Annotated in this window: 11 protein-coding genes; 6 read left to right on the top strand and 5 right to left on the bottom strand. The window is 68.0% G+C overall.

Annotation, left to right across the window (positions count from 1 at the left end; translation table 11 throughout):
* Nucleotides 1–499: 499 nt before the first annotated feature.
* From ACOCMH_RS16095 to ACOCMH_RS16085, 3 genes are all read left to right on the top strand, one after another.
* On the top strand, nucleotides 500–2815 hold the full coding sequence (locus tag ACOCMH_RS16095) for a primosomal protein N' (protein ID WP_427311882.1): 2316 nt from the start codon (nucleotides 500–502) through the stop codon (nucleotides 2813–2815).
* A 194-nt stretch (nucleotides 2816–3009) separates the two neighbouring features.
* Nucleotides 3010–7005, top strand: coding sequence for a trifunctional transcriptional regulator/proline dehydrogenase/L-glutamate gamma-semialdehyde dehydrogenase (putA, locus tag ACOCMH_RS16090; protein ID WP_427311880.1), 3996 nt, complete (start codon nucleotides 3010–3012; stop codon nucleotides 7003–7005).
* A 158-nt stretch (nucleotides 7006–7163) separates the two neighbouring features.
* Nucleotides 7164–8315 (top strand): branched-chain amino acid ABC transporter substrate-binding protein, encoded by a 1152-nt coding sequence (locus ACOCMH_RS16085; RefSeq protein ID WP_427311878.1) that lies wholly within the window; start codon nucleotides 7164–7166, stop codon nucleotides 8313–8315.
* Between the two features lie 100 nt (nucleotides 8316–8415).
* Here the strand turns inward: ACOCMH_RS16085 and ACOCMH_RS16080 are convergent, their stop codons facing one another.
* Entirely contained in the window at nucleotides 8416–9456 is a 1041-nt protein-coding gene (locus tag ACOCMH_RS16080; RefSeq protein WP_427311876.1) for a hypothetical protein, read from the bottom strand.
* A gap of 492 nt (nucleotides 9457–9948) precedes the next feature.
* Here ACOCMH_RS16080 and ACOCMH_RS16075 point away from each other — a divergent pair, with 492 nt between their 5' ends.
* The 3 genes from ACOCMH_RS16075 (at nucleotide 9949) to ACOCMH_RS16065 (ending at nucleotide 14421) form a co-directional block, all read left to right on the top strand.
* A complete protein-coding gene (locus ACOCMH_RS16075) occupies nucleotides 9949–11913 on the top strand; it encodes a hypothetical protein (RefSeq protein ID WP_427311874.1) in 1965 nt (654 codons plus the stop codon).
* 166 nt (nucleotides 11914–12079) lie between these two features.
* A complete protein-coding gene (locus ACOCMH_RS16070; RefSeq protein WP_427311872.1) occupies nucleotides 12080–13306 on the top strand; it encodes a cation:proton antiporter in 1227 nt (408 codons plus the stop codon).
* Complete coding sequence (locus tag ACOCMH_RS16065; protein WP_427311870.1) at nucleotides 13306–14421, top strand: YbdK family carboxylate-amine ligase; 1116 nt, start codon at nucleotides 13306–13308, stop codon at nucleotides 14419–14421. Before ACOCMH_RS16070 ends, ACOCMH_RS16065 begins: the two co-directional genes overlap by 1 nt.
* An 8-nt stretch (nucleotides 14422–14429) precedes the next feature.
* Here ACOCMH_RS16065 and ACOCMH_RS16060 read toward each other — a convergent pair whose 3' ends face one another.
* The 4 genes from ACOCMH_RS16060 to ACOCMH_RS16045 are packed head-to-tail and all read right to left on the bottom strand — an operon-like array spanning nucleotide 14430 to nucleotide 17984.
* Nucleotides 14430–15275, bottom strand: a complete 846-nt coding sequence (locus ACOCMH_RS16060) for an alpha/beta hydrolase (protein WP_427311868.1) — start codon at nucleotides 15273–15275, stop codon at nucleotides 14430–14432.
* Nucleotides 15276–15295: 20 nt separating this feature from the next.
* Nucleotides 15296–15769 carry an OsmC family protein gene (locus ACOCMH_RS16055; protein WP_427311866.1) on the bottom strand — a complete coding sequence of 158 codons (474 nt, stop codon included), beginning with the start codon at nucleotides 15767–15769 and terminating at the stop codon, nucleotides 15296–15298.
* A gap of 45 nt (nucleotides 15770–15814) precedes the next feature.
* Nucleotides 15815–16552 carry an MBL fold metallo-hydrolase gene (locus ACOCMH_RS16050; protein ID WP_427311864.1) on the bottom strand — a complete coding sequence of 246 codons (738 nt, stop codon included), beginning with the start codon at nucleotides 16550–16552 and terminating at the stop codon, nucleotides 15815–15817.
* 55 nt (nucleotides 16553–16607) lie between these two features.
* Nucleotides 16608–17984, bottom strand: a complete 1377-nt coding sequence (locus ACOCMH_RS16045; protein WP_427311862.1) for an L-serine ammonia-lyase — start codon at nucleotides 17982–17984, stop codon at nucleotides 16608–16610.
* Nucleotides 17985–18046: the final 62 nt, after the last annotated feature.

The following is an 18046-nucleotide window of genomic DNA, read 5'->3' as shown; positions in this document are numbered from 1 at the left end:
GCCAGTGCGGCGGTGCCTCGCGCTGCAACGTTCCGGTCCCGCCCGTACCCAGTGCTGCGCGAGCCGCGCGGCCGTACCCTGTCAAGTTAACTTTTTCGCCACGACTCGCCAAAAAGGTGCGCGCAATTGACGGGCGGCACTTGACTTATGCACACCGATAGGTTTGCCGCACTGCATGACAGGGTTATTCCCTAACCTATCTGGGGGATGTTTGCAAGCCCTTGATTTTTAAGGCTTTGGAAGATTTGCAAAGAAGGGGTCGATGCCAGTGGATCCCTTGTTTTTCGGGCCTTCCCGGCCAGGCAAAGCGACTTTTCAACAAAGTTATCCACAGGGGTGTGGGAATTAGTGGAAAACCAGTCATCTATCATCGACTTAGGGCCACATTTGAAGTTTTACTTTAAGTTGGTGTTGCGCTGCACACTAACTTTCTCCCCTTGCCTGGCAGGACGTCTGTGGACCAACGCCTGCCCCACGGCGATGCAACCGCAAGTTGGGCATGCAGCCCGATAGCGGCACGCATCCCCCCGAGCCCGTGGCGCTATCGTCCGGCGCGGCGGTGCCGTCTGCGCCGCCCGTGATCCGGGTTGCACTCGACACGCCCGCCGACGACTGCTTTGACTACCTCGCCATTGCCGACGTCGCGCCAGGCGACCTCGTGGTGGTGCCGTTCGGACGCCGCAGCATGGTGGGCGTGGCGGTGGAATTCGCGCAAGGCTCGCAAGTGCCCGCGGACAAGCTGCGTCCGGTGGCCCAACGGCTTGACTGGCTGGCGCCGCTGCAGCCGGACTGGATCGAGCTGGCAGCCTTTGCCGCGCGCTATTACCAGCGCCGGCTTGGTGAAGTGATGCTGCCGGCCTTGCCGCCCGCCTTGCGCGAGGCGGAAAGCTGGCCGAACCTGGCGCAGCGTGCCCGCACCGATGAATACCGCGTGCTGCCGGGACAGGCTGACAACTTGCTGGCGGCCGTGCCGCCCCGCGCCCGCAGCGTGCGCGCCTTGGCCCAGGCGCTGGCCGAGCGCGCTCCCGCCGGCGAGCCGCTGTCAATGGCGCAGGCCCGCGCCCTCTGTGCGGCGGCGCCGTCGCGGCTGGCCGAATGGCAGGCCGCCGGCTGGGTCGAGGCAACGCGCACCGCGCGCACACTGTTGCCGGTCGATCCCGCCCAGCTGCCATCGGCCGCGCCGCCGTTGCATGACGAGCAGCGCGCCGCGGTGCAGGCCATTGCCGAGGCCGAAGGCTATGCCCCGTTCCTGCTGCACGGCGTGACCGGCAGCGGCAAGACCGAGGTCTACCTGCATGCGATGCAGGCGGTGCTGGCGCGCAACCCGCTGGCCCAGGTGCTGATGCTGGTGCCCGAAATCAACCTGACCCCGCAGTTGCAGGCGCGCATTGCCGCGCGCTTCCCGCAGCTGCCGCTGGCGGTGCTGCACAGCGGCCTGGCCGACCAGGAGCGCAGCCTGCAGTGGCTGGCGGCGCATCGTGGCGAGGCCCGCATCGTGCTGGGCACGCGCATGGCGGTGATGGCATCGCTGCCGGCGCTGGCGCTGATCGTGGTCGACGAGGAGCACGACACCTCCTACAAGCAGCAGGAAGGCCTGCGCTACTCCGCGCGCGACCTGGCCGTGTGGCGCGCCAAGCAGCGCGGCATCGCGGTGGTGCTGGGCTCGGCGACGCCCTCGATGGAAACCTGGTGGCGGGCCGCGCAGGGCACGTACCGCAAGCTGGTGCTGCGCGAGCGCGCCCAGGCCGATGCGGCGCTGCCGGCGGTGCGGCTGGTCGACCTGAACCATGAACGCCAGCGCCAGCGCGCGCTGTTCGAGGGCCTGTCCGTGCCGCTGCTGGAGGCCATCGACGCGCGGCTGGCGCGCGGCGAGCAGAGCCTGCTGTTCCTGAATCGCCGCGGCTACGCGCCGGTGATCGCCTGCGACAGCTGCGGCTGGCTGTCGGGCTGCCCGCGCTGCTCGGCGTACCTAGTGCTGCACCGGCCCGAGCGGCGCCTGCGCTGCCACCACTGCGGCCTCGAGGCCCCGGTGCCGCATCACTGTCCGGATTGCGGCAATGTCGACATCGCGCCGCTGGGCCGCGGCACGCAACGCATCGAAGAAGCGCTGGCGGCGCGCTTCCCCCAGGCCCGCATTGCCCGCATCGACGCCGACTCCACGCGCCGCAAGGGCAGCGCCCAGGCCATGTTCGACGAGGTCCACGCGGGCGAGGTCGACATCCTGGTGGGCACCCAGATGGTGGCGAAGGGGCATGACTTCCAGCGCGTGACCCTGGTTGGCATCGTCCATCCGGACGCGGCCATGTTCAGCCACGACTTCCGCGCCGCCGAGCACCTGTTTGCGTCCCTGATGCAGGTGGCGGGGCGGGCAGGCCGGGCCGGCCTGCCGGGCGAGGTACTGATCCAGACCCGCTACCCGGATACCCCGGCATTGCAGGCGCTGACGCGCCATGACTATGATGGATTCGCGGCCAGCCAGTTGCGCGAGCGGCGCCAGGCCGGGTTGCCCCCGTTCTGCTTCCAGGTGCTGGTGACGGCCGAACACGGGCAGCTGGAACGGGCGCTGCAATTCCTCGAAGCCGCGCGTCGGCATGCTGAATGCTGCACCTTGGCGCAGGAGGTGCAACTGCACGACCCGGTGCCCATGTCGATGGTGCGCGTGTTCAACCGGGAGCGTGCGCAGATGCTGGTGGAAGCCAGCGCGCGCCCGGTACTGCAAAGGTTTGTGGCCGAGTGGGTACAGACTTTCGCAGAGGTAGGTACGCAAGTGAAGGGCGTGCGCTGGCAGTTGGAAATCGATCCGCTGCGGATCTAGCGGCTCGATGTGCGGGAAAACGGTGCAACCCGATGGTTAGGGTTTTCGATAGGGTTGCGCCAGGTTGCACCTTGGTGATTTTCGGGAGTAAGATCGCGCCAGCTCACAGGCTGCGGCCGGTCGCGCGCCCCTGCCGGTCGGCACGGACGAGGTAGCACCGGCGGCGGCTCCAGTCTTTCGGAGAATTGCCCGCAATGGCCACCACCACTCTCGGCGTCAAGCTCGACGACGCCTCGCGCGACCGCCTCAAGCGCGTTGCCCAATCCATCGACCGCACCCCGCACTGGCTGATCAAGCAGGCGATCTTCAGCTATCTCGAGCAGATCGAGCGCGGCCACTTGCCGTACGACACCGGCGCGGGCAGCGCCGAGGCGGAGGGCGCCGACGGTGCCGAGGCGGTCCATGGCGACGGCGCGCCGCAACCCTTCCTGGAATTCGCGCAGAGCATCCAGCCGCAGTCGGTGCTGCGCGCCGCCATCACCTCGGCCTATCGTCGTCCGGAAACGGATTGCGTGCCGGTGCTGCTGGAACAGGCGCGCCTGCCGCAGCAGCAGGCCGAGGCGGCCCTCAAGATGGCCAAGACGCTGGCCACGCGGCTGCGTGAGCAGAAGGTCGGCACCGGGCGGGAAGGGCTGGTGCAAGGGTTGATCCAGGAATTCTCGCTGTCGTCGCAGGAAGGCGTGGCGCTGATGTGCCTGGCCGAGGCGCTGCTGCGCATTCCCGACAAGGCCACGCGCGACGCGCTGATCCGCGACAAGATCAGCGGCGCCAACTGGCAGTCGCACCTGGGCCAGAGCCCGTCGCTGTTCGTCAACGCCGCCACCTGGGGCCTGCTGCTGACCGGCAAGCTGGTCGCCACCCATACCGAATCGGGCCTGACCCGCGCGCTCACGCGCATCATCGGCAAGGGCGGCGAGCCGCTGATCCGCAAGGGCGTGGACATGGCGATGCGCCTGATGGGCGAGCAGTTCGTCACCGGTGAGACCATTTCCGAGGCGCTGGCCAACGCGCGCCGCTACGAGGCCGAAGGCTTCCGCTACTCCTACGACATGCTGGGCGAGGCGGCCATGACCGAGGCCGATGCCGCGCGCTACCTGGCGTCGTACGAACAGGCCATCCATGCCATCGGCCAGGCCTCGCGCGGGCGCGGCATCTACGAGGGCCCGGGCATCTCGATCAAGCTGTCGGCGCTGCACCCGCGCTACAGCCGTGCGCAGCATGAGCGCGTGGTGGCCGAACTGTACGAGCGCCTGAAGTCGCTGACGCTGCTGGCACGCCAGTACGACATCGGCATCAATATCGACGCCGAGGAGGCCGACCGCCTCGAGATCTCGCTGGACCTGCTCGAGCGCCTGTGCTTCGAGCCCGAGCTGGCCGGCTGGAACGGCATCGGCTTCGTGGTGCAGGGCTACCAGAAGCGCTGCCCGTTCGTGATCGACTACCTGATCGACCTGGCTCGCCGCAGCCGCCATCGCCTGATGATCCGCCTGGTCAAGGGCGCCTACTGGGACAGCGAGATCAAGCGCGCCCAGGTGGAAGGGCTGGAAGGCTATCCGGTCTATACGCGCAAGGTCTACACCGATGTGTCGTACATCGCCTGCGCGCGCAAGCTGCTGTCGGTGCCGGACGCGATCTACCCGCAGTTCGCCACGCACAACGCGCACACGCTGTCGGCCATCTACCAGATCGCCGGGCACAGCTACTACCCCGGCCAGTATGAGTTCCAGTGCCTGCACGGCATGGGCGAGCCGCTGTACGACCAGGTGGTGGGCCCCACCGCCGATGGCAAGTTCAACCGCCCGTGCCGCATCTACGCGCCGGTGGGCACGCACGAAACGCTGCTGGCCTACCTGGTGCGCCGGCTGCTGGAGAACGGCGCCAACACCTCCTTCGTCAACCGCATTGCCGACGACACCATCTCGCTGGACGAGCTGGTCGCCGACCCGGTGGCCGTGGTCGAGACGATGCACCGCGACGAAGGCGCGCTCGGCCTGCCGCATCCGCGCATCCCGTTGCCGCGTACGCTGTATGGCAAGAGCCGGCCCAACTCCGCCGGCATCGACCTGGCCAACGAGCATCGCCTGGCGTCGCTGTCGTCGGCCCTGCTGGCAGGCACCAGCGAGCGCCAGGTCGCCGAGCCGATGCTGGGTGCCGCGCTGGTCGTCGATGCGCCGCGCGCGGCCGACGCCATCACCACGCCCGTGCTGAACCCCGCGGACCACCGCGACGTGGTGGGACAAGTCACCGAAGCCAGCCAGGCCGACGTCGACGCCGCGCTGCAGGCCGCGGTCAATGCCGCGCCGATCTGGCAGGCGACGCCGCCGGACGTGCGCGCGGCCGCGCTGGAGCGCGCCGCCGACCTGATGGAAGCCCAGATGCAGTCGCTGATGGGCATCATCATGCGCGAGGCCGGCAAGACCTTCTCCAACGCCATCGCCGAAGTACGCGAGGCCGTCGACTTCCTGCGCTATTACGCCGCCGAGATTCGCCGCGGCTTCGACAATGAGACCCATCGGCCGCTGGGGCCGGTGGTCTGCATCAGCCCGTGGAACTTCCCGCTGGCGATCTTCACCGGCCAGGTGGCGGCCGCGCTGGCGGCCGGCAATCCGGTGCTGGCCAAGCCCGCCGAGCAGACCCCGCTGATCGCCGCCGCCGCGGTGAAGCTGCTGCGCGAGGCCGGCGTGCCGGCCGGCGCGGTGCAATTGCTGCCGGGCCGTGGCGAGACCGTCGGCGCCGCGCTGGTGGGCGACGCCCGGGTCAAGGGCGTGATGTTCACCGGCTCGACCGAGGTCGCGCGCATCCTGCAGCGCAACGTGGCCGGGCGCCTTGACGCCGCCGGCCGCCCGATCCCGCTGATCGCCGAAACCGGCGGCCAGAACGCGATGATCGTCGACTCGTCGGCGCTGGCCGAGCAGGTGGTCGGCGACGTGGTCAACTCCGCCTTCGACTCCGCCGGCCAGCGCTGCTCGGCGCTGCGCGTGCTGTGCCTGCAGGAAGACGTGGCCGAGCGCGTGCTGGAAATGCTCAAGGGCGCGATGCAGGAACTGAACATGGGCAACCCGGACCGCCTGTCGACCGACGTCGGGCCGGTGATCGACGAAGAGGCGCGCGCCGGCATCGTGCGCCATATCGATGCGATGCGCGCCAAGGGCCGCCGGGTTTATCAGGCCGACCCCAACGCCGCGCAGGGTGCCAGCTGCCGCCATGGCACCTTCGTGCCGCCGACGCTGATCGAGCTGGACAGCATCGAGGAACTCAAGCGCGAGGTGTTCGGCCCGGTGCTGCATGTGGTGCGCTTCCCGCGCACCGCGCTCGACACCATGGTGAGCCAGATCAATGGCACCGGCTACGGCCTGACGCTGGGCATCCATACCCGCATCGACGAGACCATCTCGTTCATCGTCAGCCGGGCCCGGGTGGGTAACCTGTATGTGAATCGCAATATCGTCGGCGCGGTGGTGGGCGTGCAGCCGTTCGGCGGCGAGGCGCTGTCGGGCACCGGCCCCAAGGCGGGCGGCCCGCTGTACCTGCACCGGCTGCTGTCGGTCTGCCCGCAGGATGCCGTGGCGCGCAGCGTGCGCGCGGCCGACGTCAATGCCGGCGCGGGCGGGGCCCAGACCGTGGGGCCGGACGACGAAGCCATGCGGGCCACGGAAGCGTTCAGGGACTGGGCCCGCACCGAGTTGCCGGAAGTCGCGGCCGCATGCGAGCGCTTCGCCGAGGCCTCGGCCTCGGGCCTGGCGGTGACGCTGGCTGGCCCGACCGGCGAGCGCAACACCTACACCCTGCTGCCGCGCGAACGGGTGCTGTGCCTGGCCGCGCAGGAGTCGGACCTGGCCCTGCAGCTGGGCGCCGTGCTGACCGTCGGCGCCGAGGCGGTATGGCTGGAAAACCCTGTCGCGCGGGGGCTGTTTGCGCGCCTGCCTCAGGGCGTACAATCGCGCGTCCGCATGGTGGCCGACTGGACCGCGGCGGACACGGCCATCGATGCGGTGCTGCACCACGGCGATTCGGACCAGCTGCGCACGGTTTGCGAACAGGTCGCGGCGCGCCCCGGTCCGATCATCGGCGTGCAGGGCCTGGCGCAGGGGGAGCGCAATATCGCGCTCGACCGCCTGCTGATCGAGCGCTCGCTCTCGGTCAACACCGCGGCCGCGGGCGGCAATGCCAGTTTGATGACGATCGGCTGAGGCAACCCTCGGACGGCGTCATGTCGAAGCGCGCGGCGGCGGCGGCGATCCCGCCCCGCTGCGCAGATAAAGCATGGCGCGGCACTGCCAGGCCGCGCCGCGATACCACTGCCGGCAACGGCACCACATCGGCACCATTTGGGACCCAAGGAGATCTGATGAGCTCGACATTCCACAAGACGGCAATGACCGTTGCCCTGACCCTGGCCGGCCTGACCGCCGCCTCCGCCGCGTTCGCGCAGGCCCAGGAAATCAAGCTGGGCTTTGCCGGCCCGATGACCGGCGGCCAGGCGCAGTACGGCAAGGACATGCAGAACGGCATCGTCCTCGCGATCGAGGACATGAACGCCACCAAGCCCAAGATCGGCGGCAAGGAAGTCAAGTTCGTGCTGGTTTCCGAAGACGACCAGGCCGATCCCAAGACCGGCTCGGTGGTGGCGCAGAAGCTGGTGGATAACGGCATCCAGGGCATGCTGGGCCATTTCAATTCCGGCACCACGATCCCGGCGTCGATGGTCTACAACCGCGCCGGCATCCCGCAGATCGCCATGGCGACCGCGCCGGAATACACCAAGCAGGGTTTCAAGACCACCTTCCGCATGATGACTTCCGACACCCAGCAGGGTTCGGTGATCGGCGCCTTCGTGGTGAAGAAGCTGGGCGCGAAGAACATCGCCATCGTCGATGACCGCACCGCCTACGGCCAGGGCCTGGCCGACGAGTTCGAAAAGGCCGCCAAGGCCGCCGGCGGCAAGATCGTGCGCCGCGAGTTCACCAACGACAAGGCGGTGGACTTCAAGGCCGTGCTGACCAACATCAAGCGCAGCAACCCGGACATCATCTTCTACGGCGGCGCCGAGACCCAGTCCGCGCCGATGGCCAAGCAGGTCAAGGAACTGGGCATGAAGGCCCCGCTGGTATCGGGCGAAATGTCCAAGACCGACAACTTCCTGAAGCTCGCCGGCCCGGCCGCCGAAGGCACCGTGGTGTCGCTGGCCGGCCTGCCGCTGGACCAGATGCCCGGCGGCGCCAACTACGAGAAAAAGTACGAGAAGCGCTTCGGCTCGAAGGTGCAGACCTACTCGCCGTACGCCTACGACGGCGCCACCGCGATGATGACGGCCATGGTCAAGGCCGGCTCGACCGATCCGGCACGCTACCTGCCGGTGCTGGCCGCGACCAATATGCAGGGCGTGACCACCAAGACGCTGGCGTATGATGCGCGCGGCGACCTGAAGGATGGCGGCATCACCGTCTACAAGGTGGTGGGCGGCAAGTGGACGGTGCTTGAGACGGTGGGCGGGAAGTAAGCCATCGGTCTGGCCGTTCTGCCTGCAAGAAAAAACGCCATCCTGCTGGGATGGCGTTTTTTTTGGCAGACACGGCTGATGGGAAGCACCTGACCGGGGGTCATGGGGCTGGCGTAAGTGAGCGCTTGGTCAGTTTTGCGCGGATATCCGCAACGATGCCGCTCGCCACGGCAGTATCCCCGGTCGCGGATGCAAACCGGTCTAATCGCTGAAGCGCGTCGCTCGCCAAGCCGCGTTCAGTCAGGACTTGCATCACGGGTTCTGCCATCGGTGAAGCCGCTACGGCTACGAGGGCGCGAGGATCCGCATCCGGAAGCATGACCATCGCGGCAAGAAGGCTTGGTACCGGTTCACCGGACAGGGCATGCGTAATTGCGCTGCTTGCGCCGGCCCATCGGTTGTACCGGGCCAGCGCGAGGACGTCTATGTCCAGCAAATCGCCGGCAAAGGTCGGCGGGTTGGCGGCGAGAATACGGTGGATGGTGTGCAGTGAAGACGGTGCCAGGCCCGAAAGCGCATAAGGTAGCTGGGTCGTCGTCGCCAGCAGTTCTGCCAGTTCCTGGCCAGAAAGGCCGGCATCCTCCATGACCTCCAGCAATTGTTGCTGTTGGACGGGATCGGCAATGAGAGGAAGGTGGAAGCTGATTTCCCTCACATATTCATTGGTACTAATTGTGCCATTTGACCTCGCTGTGCCCAACCGAGCGAGGCTATCCTGCACTTCACCAAGTCGTGAGTACTGCAAAACCGCTTGGTGGGCGATTGCCTGGTCACTGGAGTTTGCCGCTTTACGAAGCGATGCGAGCACCATGGCGTTGCCGGGCAGGTGGCATTCTGCAGCCGCGGTAACCGATGCATCGTGTTCGAATTGCGCGGAAAGAAGATTGATCAGCGCACGCTTCACGCCATCGTCATGGGCGGCATGAGGCAATGCTGCTTCAATGCGTTCGATGACACGCGCCTTGTTCGCTGGCTTGATGAATTGCATCGAATCCAGCAGATAGCGTGCGATCTCCGGCTCTCGAACATGGCTGTCAAAGATTTTCCATAATTGATCTGATTTCTCGTCCGCATTCAGGTCGGTGTCATCGCCACTGGTGTTCGGTGCTTCGATACCGGGGTTTCCGGTCCAGATTCCCATATGACCGCTCCCTCCGAGGCCGCTCCTATCCGGGTCTCGTCCCACAATATCGGCAACACTGACAGGATTGGCTCCCACTTGCATGGGTACCGTCGGTGGGCGTTGCCATTGGGCATGTGCGGGCGTCTCCAGTAGCAGAGCGGCCGCGAAAGCAAAATGCGACGGTCGCAGGCAGAGGTAAGATTTCATTGCGGTCTTGGTCATTGGAACAATACGGAACGCGAGCACCCGTGCATGGCGGCTCGCGAACGACAGTGCGTCAGCACTTGCCTTTGACCGTAGTTGCGGCAATACCGGGTTTCCGTGGCCGAATTCCTGAATTCCGGCTGAGTATTCCGAGCGTAGTGGCGCGTCTTCCGAGCCCAGAGGTAGGCACGACGCCACGTTGGAGATTGGGTGAGACCTGACGCATCGCCATCGATGCTGACGCCCATGCGTGCCATTGGCGCATAATCCCGCACTCGCACTTTTTTTAATCCATAGGAGCAGTACGTGTCCGAGCAGGAAGCCAGCTACGACCACGCCATCGGGCTAGCCAACCAGGGGCGCTTCGCCGAAGCGCTGCAGATTGCCGACCAGTTGTCGCTGGCGCGCCCCGAAGTGGTGGATTTCGTCATGCTGCGGGCGCGGCTGCACTTTGACAACGGCGACGCCAACGCCGCGCTCGCGGTGCTGGACGAGGCGCTGGCGCGGCTCGACACGCTGCCGCTGCAGCCGCCGCACCGTTGGGTCTCGCGCGGGGTGATCGCGCACCGCTACGGCGCCATGCTGATGAGCCTGGGCCGCGATGCCGAAGCCCGCCCGTGGCTGCATGAGGCCGCGCAGCGCAGCGGGCTGCTGACCGGCGAATGGGCTGCGCATTTCCACGCCGGCCTGGCCGCGCTGCGGCTGGGCGACATGGCCGCAGCGGCGCGCTACTGGTACGACCTGATGGTGCGCAACCCCGACCTGGGCGCCGACGACATCGCGCCACTGGTGACGGACTACATCGCCCGCACCGAGGCCGCCGGCGTGCCGGCGGAGCCGCTGCTGCGCGTCTGCCTGGGCCGCGTCGCGCTGGACAACCCGCATCTGCTCCAGCTCGATGCCGAAGCTGGCGATGCCGTCGCTGCCGACCAGGCCGCGCGCGTGCTGGCCGAGCATCCCGACCACCCCGAGGCGCGCCGGCTGCGGGCGCCGCTGCGCCATGGCGTCGGTGACGTGCAGGGCGCGCTCGACGATCTCGGCGTCTACCTGCGCCAGGTCCCCGACCCGCAGAGCCAGGTACGCGAACTGGCCTGGCGCCACCAGCTGGCGCAGCGCGGTGACGCCACCGCCGCCGTCGATCGCGAACCGTGGCTGCGCTTTACGCTGACCGACCAGTCCGACGACGGCGCCCGCTACTACCGCGCCGCGATGGCGCTGGGCGAATTTATCGACGACGTGCCGGCCGCCGAGGCCGCGCTGCGCCCGCTGCTGGTGCAGGCCGGGCGCGCGGGCGTGGCGCGCTTCGACCAGTACTTTGCCACCGGCCAGGGCGATGCCGCCGGCCATGGCGGCAATGCCGACCCCCATGTCTATTCGCTGCTGTGCCGGCTGCTGGCGCGCAGCCTGCCGGCCGACGCCGCGCATGCGGACGAGCGCATTGCGCTGCACCGCCAGGGCATGGCCGCCAGCGAGTTCATCGAACACTGGATCGACCTGCTGGATTGCCACGCCGATGCCGGCCAGCACCAGCAGGTGGCCGAGCTGGCCGGAGAGGTGCTCAATCGCTACCCGCTCGAGCGCAACCCGGCCGACGTGACGTGGGCCTTCAGCCGCATGATCGCCGCCTGGAAGTCCATCGGCGGCGCCGAGCCGCGCGAGGCGGCGCGGGCCGCGATGGCGCACATGGATGCGCGCCTGGACGCGCTGCCGGTGGAAGCCCGCAGCGAGGCCGCGCACCCGATGGCGCATGCGCGCGCGCACTACGCCGCACTGCTGCAGGCACAGATGGCCGGCATGGACGAGCACGACCGCACCGATGCGCTGGCCGAAATCGAGGCCCAGCAGCGTCGCGCGCTGCTGGTGGAAGATGCGTGGCTGTACAACCGCTTTGGCCAGGTCTGGCGCGACCTGGGCGAGCCCGAGCGCGGGCTGCCGCTGTTCGAGCAGGCCGTGGCGCTGACCGAGGGCGATCCGCTGGACCAGGCCGGCCCGCGCGTGCAGCGGGGCCTGGTGCACAACGCCGCGCGCCGCCACGATGCCGCGCTGGCGGACTTCGTCGCCGCCTTCGCCGCGCGTGACGACTGGGACGCCGAGGTGTACCTGCGCGCGGTGCAGTCCGCACTCGGGCAGGGGCAGCGCGAAGCCGCGCTTGGCTACTTCGACAAGGCGCGTGCGCGTGGCGCGGCGCAGGGCGCCACGCGCACGCTGTATGGGCAGGTCGAGGCGGCATTGAAGGCGACCCGTCCGGTGTGGAAGATGTGGGGCGTCTGAAACGTCTCTCGCGGCTAGGGAATCGGCTGACGATGTAAGGAGTGTAAAAAACGCCATCTGCAGATGGCGTTTTTTACGTGCAGATGACCGAAATAAGGCGCGCGTTTGGTGCGGTGTCGGACAATCACTGACATGGATTGTGAAGTGCTTACATTACCATGTCGCCATGAATGGACTGAGCCAACTTTTTCCAAGCCTCCCGCTCGCGCCCGGCGGCCTGTTCTGGGTCGGACTGGCCCTGGTGGGTGCCGGCCTGGCCGGCGAAGTGAGCCGGCGCTGGCTGCGCTGTCCGCGCATCGTCGGATACGCCGCGGCGGGGCTGTGCGCCGGCATGCTGGGCCGCAGCATCGTCGACGAGAACATGATCAACCAGACCCGTATCCTGATCGATATGGCGCTGGCCCTGGCCTTGTTCGAACTCGGCCACCGCCTTTCGCTGACCTGGCTGCGCGCCAACCGCTGGCTGCTGCTCACCAGCGCCTTTGAAAGCCTGCTGACCTGGGGGCTGGTGGCGGCGGTGCTGCAGTGGATCGGCGCCTCGCCCGGCGTGGCGATCCTGGCCGGAGGGATCGCCGTCAGCACTTCGCCCACCATCGTGCTGCAGCTCAAGAACGAACTGCGCGCGGACGGGCAGGTCACCGAGCGGCTGATGGCCATGGCCGCGCTCAACAGCATCTATGCCGCCGCCATCGTGCAGGTCGCCACCGGCTGGCTGCATTCGGAATATGGCAACCTGGGTGCCGCGCTGCTGCATCCGCTGTACCTGCTGGTGGGCTCGTGCCTGCTGGCCTGGGTGGTGGGCAAGCTCGGCCATGCCATCTACGACCGCATGTCGGCCGACGACCACTACAGCTTCCTGGTGCTGGTGGGCCTGGTGCTGTTCACGCTGGCGCTGACCCGGGTACTAAAATTGTCGATGCCGCTGACGCTGATGCTGGCCGGGGTGGTGTTCAAGCACCAGGACAACCACCCGCACGTGTGGCCGCCGCATTTCGGCAGCGCCGGCAGCCTGCTGATCATCGTGATGGTGGTGTCGCTGGGCCTGCCGCTGACGGCGCAGGACTGGGCGGTGGGCGGCGTCTACGCCATTGCGCTGGTGGTGCTGCGCCACGTCGCCAAGCTGGCCGGCGTAGTCTCGCTGGGATCGTTCTCGGGCCTGAGCCTGCGCCAGTGCATGGCGCTGGGGCTGGCGCTGGCGCCGATGTCGGGCCTGGCCTACCTGCTGATGCACGATGTGGCGCGCCTCTACCCGGGCACCGGTCAGCCGCTGGCCGCCATCATCCTGTGCGCGCTGGCCATCGAACAACTTTTCGGCCCTGTGATCGCGGCCTGGGCGCTGCGCTATGCAGGCGAAGTCCGCGTCGATATCCGGGCCAATGGAGGAGGGCGCTGATGTCGCTCGAACCGTTCAAGCAATCCGAGGCGCTGACCTTCGGCGTCGAACTGGAGCTGCAGCTGGTCAACCGGCATGACTATGACCTGGCGCCGTTCGCCCCCGACCTGCTGCGCGCCCTCAAGGGCGCCGAGCATGCCGGCGACATCAAGCCCGAGATCAGCCCGTCGATGATCGAGATCAGCACCGGCATCTGCCACAGCTACCAGCAGGCGCTGCAGGAGTTGACAGTGATGCGCGACCTGATGGTGGCGGCGTCGCACTCGCTGAACCTGGGCATCGCCGGCGGCGGCACGCATCCGTTCCAGCAATGGGCCGATCGCACCATCTCCGATTCGCCGCGCTACCAGTACATCTCCGAGCTGTACGGCTACCTGGCCAAGCAGTTCACCGTGTTCGGCCAGCATGTGCATATCGGCTGCCCCAGCGCCGACGAATCGCTGTTCCTGCTGCATGCGATCGGCCGCTATGTGCCGCACTTCGTCGCGCTGGCAGCGTCCTCACCCTATGTGCAGGGCGTCGATACCGGCTTTGCCTCGGCGCGGCTGAATTCGGTCGCGGCCTTCCCGATGAGCGGGCGCGCGCCGTTCCTGCTGACGTGGGACACCTTCACCGCGTACTTCGAGAAGATGCGCAATACCGGCGTGATCGAAAGCATGAAGGACTTCTACTGGGATATCCGGCCCAAGCCGGAGTTCGGCACCATCGAGGTCCGCGTGATGGACACGCCGCTGACGGTGCAGCGCGCCTGCGATATCGCCGCGTATATCCAGATGCTGGCGCGCTACCTGCTGCTGTCGCGGCCGTTCATGCCGCAGGAAGACGACTACCTGGTGTACACCTTCAACCGCTTCCAGGCCTGCCGCTTCGGGCTCGAGGGCGAGTACGTGCACCCGAACGAGCTGACCCGCATGCCGATCGCGGACCATATCCTGTCGATCTGCGACGCGCTGGTGCCGCATGCCGAGGCGCTCGGCTCGCTGGAGGCGCTGGCCAATATCCGCGCGCTGGCCGGGCGCCGCGATGGCGATGCCCGCTGGCTGCGCCAGGTCGACGCTGAGGCGCGCAGCCAGCGCGAGACCGTGCGCAAGGCGTGCGACCGCTGGGCCGCCTGAGCCAGTAGTCAGTCTGGCCGCGGCAGCAGGAAGGCCAGCGCGTCGCGCCACCAGCCGGCGTCGACATGCCCGGTCCAGTCGTTGTGGCCGGCGCCGGGGATCACCGCCAGCCGCCGCGGTTCGCCCAGCGACGCATGCAGCGCCTCGCCGAAGCGTGCCGGCACGATGGTGTCGCGTTCGGCCACGGCCACCATCACCGGGCGGCCGAAGCCTGCCAGGTTGGCCACGCTGTCGTAGCGGTCGCGCAGCAACCAGCCGGCCGGCAGCCAGGGATAGTGGTGCGCGGCCAGATGTGCCAGCGTGTCCCAGGGTGTGATCAGCAGGACACCGGCTACGTTGTCGCGCTGGCGCGCCGCGGCGGCCGCCGCCACGCCCGCCCCCAGCGATTCGCCGATCAGCAGCAGCGGGCCGTCGAACTGGCGTCGCGCCAGCGCGATCGATTGCTCCGCATCGGCGACGAAGCTGCGCTCGCCCAGCGTGCCCGCGCGCGGCCCGTACGCCGGATACTCGGCCAGGATCACGCGGATGCCAAGCGGCGCCAGGGCCCTGGCGTAGTAGTGGCGATGCCCCGCATGCCCGGCGTTGCCGTGAAACACCATCGCGGTGGCCCGCACTGGCCCGGGCGGCTCGGCCACCAGGCCGCGGAAATCATCCGGACCCGGCCAGGCGCGCAAACCGGCCGAGACCATGTCGTCGACCGGGGCGCGTTCGGGGAAATAGAGAAAGTGGTCCTGCAGCATGGCCATCACGGCAATCCCCAGCAAAGCCGCGGCCAGCCAGCCCGGCCAACGCGTCCACGCCGTCCGTGGCCGCGCCGTCGATGGCGTTGCGGCAGCCAGCGCGCCGGCAGGCATGGCCGTGTGCCCGAGCGCGGCTAGGCGCCGGCGTACACCGGTTCGCAGCGCACCTCGGTCCGGACCGAGTTGGCGATAAAGCAGGCCTCGTGCGCGGCGTGGTGCAGGGCGTCGAGCTGTTCGCGCGCGGGCTCGCGCTCGCCGCCAAACGTGACCTGCGGGCGCAGCGTCACCACCGTCATCGCCATGCGCCCGTCGGCGTTCTTTTCCATCACACCGGTGGCGGCGTCCAGGTAGCGGTCGACGACGAAGCGCTGCTTTGCCGCCAGCGACAGGAACCACAGCATGTGGCAGCTGGACAGCGACGCGATGAACATTTCTTCGGGATCGACCGCGCTGGCATCGGACATCGGCAGCGGCACCACGTGGGGCGACGACGAGCCCGGGACTTCGGCGCCGCCGTCGAAGCGCAGCACATGCCGGCGGCTGTAGCGGTTGCCGGCGAAATCCTGTCCGTCGCGTTGCCACAGGACTTCAGCGGTATAGGTGGACATGCAGGGACTCCTGAGATGGGGAAAGGCCCGAGGCCGGAAAAGACTTCAGGCGCCGTGCGGCACGCTTTCGCCGTCGCGCAGGCCCAGACGCTGGTTGGCCGGCACGGCGACATCGATCAGTTTCGGGCGCGGCAGGTTCAGGTTGCGCATCATCTCGACGAACTGCTCGCGCGTGCGGCCGGCGACGCGGCTGTTGTGCGCGCGTTCATGGCCGATGCTGGAGACGGTGCGGCCCTTGTAGTCGTGCGCCGGATAGACCAGCGTATCGTCGGGCAGCGCGAACAGCTTGCGGGTCAGGCTGTCGTAAAGCGTGCCGGCGTCGCCGGACTGGAAATCGGTGCGGCCGCAGCCATCGATCAGCAGCGCATCGCCGGTGAAGACGCGGCGCACGATGCCATCGGCGGTGGCTTCTTCCCACAGGTAGCTCATGCTGCCGGCGGTGTGCCCCGGGGTATGGATGGCGCGCAGCACCTGCTTGCCGAAGGCAACCGTGTCGCCGTCGATCAGCTGCTTCTGCGCCGGCTTGATGTCGCAGCCCGATGGCGCCGCGGTATGCGCGCCGGTCTGCAAGGCCAGGTGGCCGGCCGAGGTGATGTGGTCGGCATGGGCGTGGGTTTCGATCACCCATGCCAGGCGCGCTCCGGTCTGTTGCAGCAGCGCCAGGTCGCGCTCGAGCTGATGGTCGACCGGATCGATCAGCAGCGCATCCCCGGTAGCGGCGTCGATCAGCAGGTAGGTGAAGGTGGACGAGGTCTCGTCGAACAACTGGTGGAAGGTCTGCATGGCCGTGCTCTTGTTGTTTGCCCCGGGAACGCCGCCATGATACGCCGCACCTTGCCTAGCATTCCACGATATTTACCGCCAGCCCGCCGCGTGCCGTTTCCTTGTACTTGGTCTTCATGTCGGCGCCGGTCTCGCGCATGGTCTTGATCACCGAATCGAGCGAGACGTAATGCGTACCGTCGCCGCGCAGCGCCATGCGCGCCGCGTTGACCGCCTTGACCGAGGCCATCGCGTTGCGCTCGATGCACGGGATCTGCACCAGCCCGCCGACCGGATCGCAGGTCAGGCCCAGGTTGTGCTCCATGCCGATCTCGGCGGCGTTTTCCACTTGTTCCGGGCTGCCGCCCGTGACTGCGGCGAGTGCGCCGGCAGCCATCGAGCAGGCCACGCCGACTTCGCCCTGGCAGCCGACCTCGGCGCCGGAGATCGACGCGTTGAGCTTGTACAGCAGCCCGATCGCGCCGGCGGTCAGCAGGAAGTCGACCACCCCCTCGCGGTTTGCGCCGGGCACGAAGCGGTCATAGTAGTGCAGCACCGCCGGGATGATGCCGGCCGCGCCATTGGTCGGCGCCGTCACCACGCGCCCGCCGGCGGCGTTCTCTTCATTGACGGCGATCGCGTACAGGTTGACCCAGTCCATCACCGAGAGCGGATCCGACAGCGTGCGCTCGGCACGCTCGGTCAGGCTGCGGTAGAGCTCGGGCGCGCGCCGCTTCACCTTGAACGGCCCCGGCAGTTCGCCGTCGGTGCGGCAGCCGCGCGCGACGCATGCCTGCATCACGTCCCAGATATGCAGCAGGCCGCTGACGACCGCTTCCTCGCTGCGCCAGGTCAGCTCGTTTTCCAGCATCAGCCGGGCGATGCTCTTGCCGCTGGCGCGGGTCATCTCCAGCAGTTCCTTGCCGCTGCGGAACGGGTGCGGCAACTGCTGCGCGGCATTGAGCACCTGCGTATTGGGCGCGCCGGCGGTGACCACGAAGCCGCCGCCGACCGACAGGTAGCGCGCCTCGCGCAGCGTGGCGCCGCCGCCATCGAAGGCGTGGAACTTCATGCCGTTGGGATGCTCGGCCATGGCCTCGCGCCGGTAGAAGGCGATGTGCTCCTTCTCGATGAAGGGGACCACGTGGCGGCCCAGCAAAGACAGCTCGCGCGTCTTGCGCAAGGCCGCCAGGCGCGTGTCGATGGCATCCGGATCGATGGTGTCGGGCGCCTCGCCCATCAGGCCCAGGATCACACCCTTGTCGGTGCCGTGGCCCTTGCCGGTGGCGCCGAGCGAGCCGTACAGCTCCACCCGCACGCTGCCAACTTGCGGCAGCAGCCCGTCGCGCTCCAGCCCTTGCGCGAACATCAGGGCCGCGCGCATCGGCCCCACGGTGTGCGAGCTCGACGGGCCGATGCCCACCTTGAACAGATCGAAAACGCTGACTGCCACGGACGGCTCCAGGTTAACGCCGGCAAACCGGCGGGCGCCGCCTTGCGCGGCGCCCTGAGTAC

Source organism: Cupriavidus sp. H39 (assembly GCF_050271075.1).
In the GTDB taxonomy this organism is placed as follows: domain Bacteria; phylum Pseudomonadota; class Gammaproteobacteria; order Burkholderiales; family Burkholderiaceae; genus Cupriavidus; species Cupriavidus necator_B.
This window is presented reverse-complemented; position numbering and strand designations above follow the sequence as displayed.